This window comes from Kitasatospora sp. NPDC059803, assembly GCF_042732255.1.
Lineage (GTDB): Bacteria > Actinomycetota > Actinomycetes > Streptomycetales > Streptomycetaceae > Kitasatospora.
This window is the reverse complement of sequence record NZ_JBHWIJ010000025.1, coordinates 42,750-47,222: the sequence shown is the minus strand read 5'-3', so window position 1 is coordinate 47,222 and position 4,473 is coordinate 42,750. Positions and strand designations below refer to the sequence as shown.

3 protein-coding genes are annotated in these 4,473 nt (G+C 73.9%); 2 read left to right on the top strand and 1 reads right to left on the bottom strand.

The window, feature by feature from the left end; translation table 11 throughout:
* Positions 1-133: 133 nt before the first annotated feature.
* A complete protein-coding gene (locus ACFV6I_RS06765) occupies positions 134-1,702 on the top strand; it encodes an alpha/beta hydrolase (protein ID WP_380423792.1) in 1,569 nt (522 codons plus the stop codon).
* Between the two features lie 90 nt (positions 1,703-1,792).
* Here ACFV6I_RS06765 and ACFV6I_RS06760 read toward each other — a convergent pair whose 3' ends face one another.
* On the bottom strand, positions 1,793-2,761 hold the full coding sequence (locus ACFV6I_RS06760; protein WP_380423791.1) for a helix-turn-helix transcriptional regulator: 969 nt from the start codon (positions 2,759-2,761) through the stop codon (positions 1,793-1,795).
* 502 nt (positions 2,762-3,263) lie between these two features.
* On the opposite strand from ACFV6I_RS06760, the gene ACFV6I_RS06755 reads away from it, so the two are divergent.
* Positions 3,264-4,473, top strand: a 1,210-nt coding sequence (locus ACFV6I_RS06755) for a thioester domain-containing protein (protein WP_380423790.1), incomplete at its 3' end; no start/stop codon positions are given.

Below are 4,473 nucleotides of genomic sequence, written 5' to 3'. Positions count from 1 at the left end.
GTTATTTTGTGAGCGCGCGTGTGTGGGGGCGCGGGTTTTGCTGGGGGGGGGGGGGGGGGTGTTCGCGCGCCCGGTCTCTGGGCGCGACCCCTAATGCCCCCCCAATCCGCACCCATCACCGCCAGGAGACCGCATGACCACCCCCAAGGCCCTGCGCCGCGTCGCGGCCGCGGGCCTCGCCCTGACCGCCTGCCTCGCCACGGCGCCCGCCGCCACGGCCGCCGCCGCCGAGCGCGACGACGGCCCCGCGAGCGCCGCAGCCGGACTCGACCGCTACCACCACCAGCGCCTCGACTGGCGCAGCTGCGTCCTGGGCCCCGACGACGAGGTCGGCCGCGGCCTGGAGAGCGCGGGCGCGCGCTGCGCGGACGTGACCGTGCCGCTCGACTACAGCGACCCCCGGGGGCGGACCGTCACCGTCGCGATCTCCCGGCTCAAGGCCACCGACACCCGGCACCGGATCGGCTCCCTCCTGCTCAACTTCGGCGGCCCCGGCGGGCCGGGCCTCGCCAACTCCGTCCTGGTGCGCGGGGCGATGAAGGAGACCGGCGCCCGCTACGACGTGATCGGCATGGACCCGCGCTTCGTCGGCCGCAGCACCCCGCTGGACTGCGGCCTGTCCACCGGCCCCGTCCTGTTCTCGGCCGGCCCCGACCGGGCGGGCTTCGACCTCCAGACGGCGCGGGCCAAGAGCGTGGCCGACCGGTGCCGGGCCACCAACGCCTCGGTGCTGCCGTTCGTCACGACCCGCAACACGGCCCGCGACCTGGACGTCGTCCGGGCCGTGCTCGGCGAGCGGAGGATCTCCTACCTCGGCTACTCGTACGGCACCTACCTGGGCACGGCCTACACCCAGCTGTTCCCCGGCCGCTACGACCGGGTGGTCCTCGACGGGGCGATCGACCCGCGCAGCTACAACCCCCGGCTGATGCGGGGCGCCGAGACCGAGCACGAGCGGGCGCTCGACAGTTGGGCCGACTGGGCGGCCGTACACCACGCCGACTACGGCCTCGGCGACACCCGCGCGCAGGTGCGCGCCACGATCGACCGCGTCGTCGCGGTGGTCGAGCGGGAGCCGCTCACCGTCGGCACCGCCCCCGACGACTTCCGGCTCGACGGCAGCCAGGTGCCTTCCCTGCTGTTCGCCGGGCTCGCGAGCGACCTCGACCCGGCGCGGGCGGGCCTCGCCGAGCAGTTGTCCGTCCTGGCCAAGGCCGCCGACGGGCAGCCCACCCGGGTGTCGCCCGGCTTCGCGGCCTTCCTGCGGGAGGCGTTCACCAGCGCGGGTTCGGCCACCGGCAGCGTGCAGACCGCCATCCTGTGCGGGGACGTGGCCGCCCCGCGCGACCCCGAGCAGTACTGGCGCGACATCGAGCGCGGCCGGGCCGCCCACCCGCTGTTCAGCCCGATGACCGAGAACATCACCCCGTGCGCGTTCTGGGACGCGCCGCGCGAGGAGCCGACCCAGGTCCGGCGCGACACCGCGGCCCTGCTCGTGGCCGCCAGCGGCGACCCGCGCACCCCGTACCGGGGCAGCGTCGCCCTGCACGGCATGCTGCCCAGCTCCCGGCTGGTCACCCTCGACGGCGCCTTCCAGCACACCGGCTTCGGCGTCTACGGCAACGCCTGCGTCGACGACTCGGTGAACACCTACCTGGCCACCGGCCGCCTCCCGGGCAGGGACCGCACCTGCGCCAAGTAGGCCTCGCGGGCCTTCCGGCCTTCCGGCCTTCCCGGACGGGCCGACGTCCCTGAACGGGACGGAGGCACCTGGCCCTTCCCCGCCCGCCGGTCAGATCCAGTTCCGGTCGCGGGCCGCCAGCGCGGCCTGGAACCGGTTCGGCGCACCGAGCCGGCGCATCAGCGCCGCGACGTGGCCGCGGTAGGTGCGCAGCGACATGTCCAGGGCGCGTGCCCCGGCCTCGTCCTTGTCGACGCCGGCCATGGTCCGCAGGACCGCCCGCTCGATCTCGCTCGGCAGCCCCTCCCCGACGCCGCAGGACTGCGACCAGCGGCGCTCGAACAGGGCCAGCAGGTGCGACAGCAGGCCGGGTTGGCGGATGACCAGGGCGCCCCGGGTGATGTCGTGCGGGTCGGTCGCGACCAGGGCGGTCCGTCGGTCGAAGATCACCATCCGTTCGAGCGGGTCGGCCGTGCCGCGCACCTGGGCGCCCTGTTCGGTGAGTTCGGTCGCGAAACGGTTGATCCGGCGGCAGTCGAGCGCGCTGGAGTGCAGGATGGTCCGCATCCGCAGGCCCCGTCGCAGGTACTTCAGGTCGGAGGTGCGGACGGAGTCGAGTGCGGCGGAGATGATCGGCCCCGGGTGGGTGGTCAGTCGTTCCTCGCGGGCGAAGAACGACAACTCGTCGACGCAGGCGATCACTTGGTCGATGCCATCGATGTACTGGAGGTCGCCGACCGGCCCCCGCAGCCCCGCCCGCTGGTCCTCCAGCAGGCCGTCCACCAGATGGCGCGCGGAGACGACCTGCCGGATCTCGTCCTGGAGCCCGTCGAGCCGACGCCGGGACAGCCGTTCGACGGCGGCTTTCGGGTCGACGCCGCTGAAGGCGTGGCGGTCGCCCGTGGCGATCGCCAGGCCCAGCTCCCGGAGTCGGGTGACGGCCGCCCCGGCGGTGTCGCGGTCGAGCCCGCAGCCGAGGGCGATCGGGGTCAGTCCGATGTCGGGCGAGCGCAGGAGCAGCCGGTAGACCGACTCCTCCTGGGCGTTCACGCCCAGTACCGCCAGTGCGTTGCCTTCCACGCGGATGCCCTCGGGGATGTCGAAGCGAAGACGGCGGCCCGGATCGGGCCGCCGCAGGACAGTGATCGTCTAACAGTCGCCGGGGGCTCCCCAGGGACCTTCGCCCCGAACGGACGGGACCAACGTCTCGGGGCCCGCAGGAAGTTGCATCCGAGGCGTGCAGGCAGTGCCGCCGGGATCGGGCCCCGGGCCGGCCCGGTCACCGGTAGGTTCGTTCGTGTCCGCAGGGACAAGCCCGACGGGGGACACCGCAGTTGCGGCTGTCGGGTGCAGGACGCTGGGCCGCCGGAGCGGGAGGGGGACTCCGGCGGCCCGGCTCTCCGGTCCCGCGCCCCGGTTCCGGGATCCGGATCGGTGGGCCATAGGCCGGGTCTATGGGGCCATAGAGCGGCCACCCCTACCTCGGCGGCCGCGCCGCGAAGGGCGAAGGCGGACACAAGCATTGACGCGGTCCAGGCCGGGACCAGCGGGTCCCGGAGCTCACACAGGAGAAGAACCAGCAGTGAAGTGGAAATGCGCAATCCGCGCGGCAGCCGTCGCGCTCGCGACCGGAGTGCTGGCGGTCGGCGGGCTCGCGCCCACGGGGGCCGGCGCGGCGGACGGTGGCGCCGACGGAGCTGGCCCCGGTGTTTTCGCGACGGTCGTGGTGAACAGCAGGATCGCGGCGGGCGGCGGATTCGTCTCCTTCGGCGACAGCAAGGACGATGGGGCCGAGGGCGGTCTGATCGAGGTGACGACCGCTGATCACTCCAGCTATCTCGCCTACTCCCTCGACGCCCGGAGCACGATGAAGCCCGGCTCGGCCTACGACGTGGACAGGTGGTCCGGCGTGCCGACGTTGAAGGGAAATGCCGACGCGGGGAAGGTCAACTGGATCCTGCAGCACGGGTACCCGGCAGTCCCCCTCGGCAAGCTCAAGAAGCTGGCCCAGGGCAAGCTCACAGCGGCGCAGGCGGCCACTGCGACCCAGGCCGCCATCTGGCGCATCACCAACCGCGTCAAGGGGGTCCTGAACAGCCCCGCCCCCGACAGGCTCGTCGACTACCTCGTGTCGCATGCCGTTGATGTCGAGGAACCGGCCGTCGCGCTGTCCCTCTCCCCCAACACGGTGACCGGGAAGGCCGGGTCGGTGCTCGGCCCGATCAGGATCACCACCACCGGCTATCGGGTCACCGCGCTCCTCGACCCGGTGGCGGTCGCGGCCGGTGTGGTGCTGACCGACCGGGCGGGAAACGTCCTCTCGGACGGCGGCGGCATGTTGATCGGCCTGGTCAAGAACGGTGACTCGCTCTTCGTGAAGGCCCCGGCGGGTGCGAAGTCGGGCAGCGCGACCGTCAGTGCGGCGACGGTGGTGCCAGTTCGAGGGGGCCTGTCGCTGGTCAGTCCGGACAGCCAGCCCCTGATCCTCCTGCCTTCCGACACCACGTTCGGCACCACCACCAACGCGAAGGCGAGTTGGACCGCGGCCGCCTCCTCGCCGTCGCCCACCGCGACCCCGAGCGACTCGACGAGCCCGAGCCTGAGCCCGAGTTCGCGCCCGAGCCAGTCGGCCTCTCCGACCGCCACAGGTGCGCCGACCGCCACGGGTACGCCGACTGCCACGGGCGCCCCGAGCGGGGGGGGGGCGCCCCCCCCGGCCGCGCGGCCCCCGCCACAGCCCGGGGCGCGCGGGCGCGGCCCGCGGGGGGTGGGCGGGGGGGGGGGGCGCCCCC

Coding starts and splice junctions, on each gene's coding strand:
- ACFV6I_RS06765 (WP_380423792.1), top strand. CDS start 134: ATGACCACCCCCAAGGCCCTGCGCCGCGTCGCGGCCGCGGGCCTCGCC.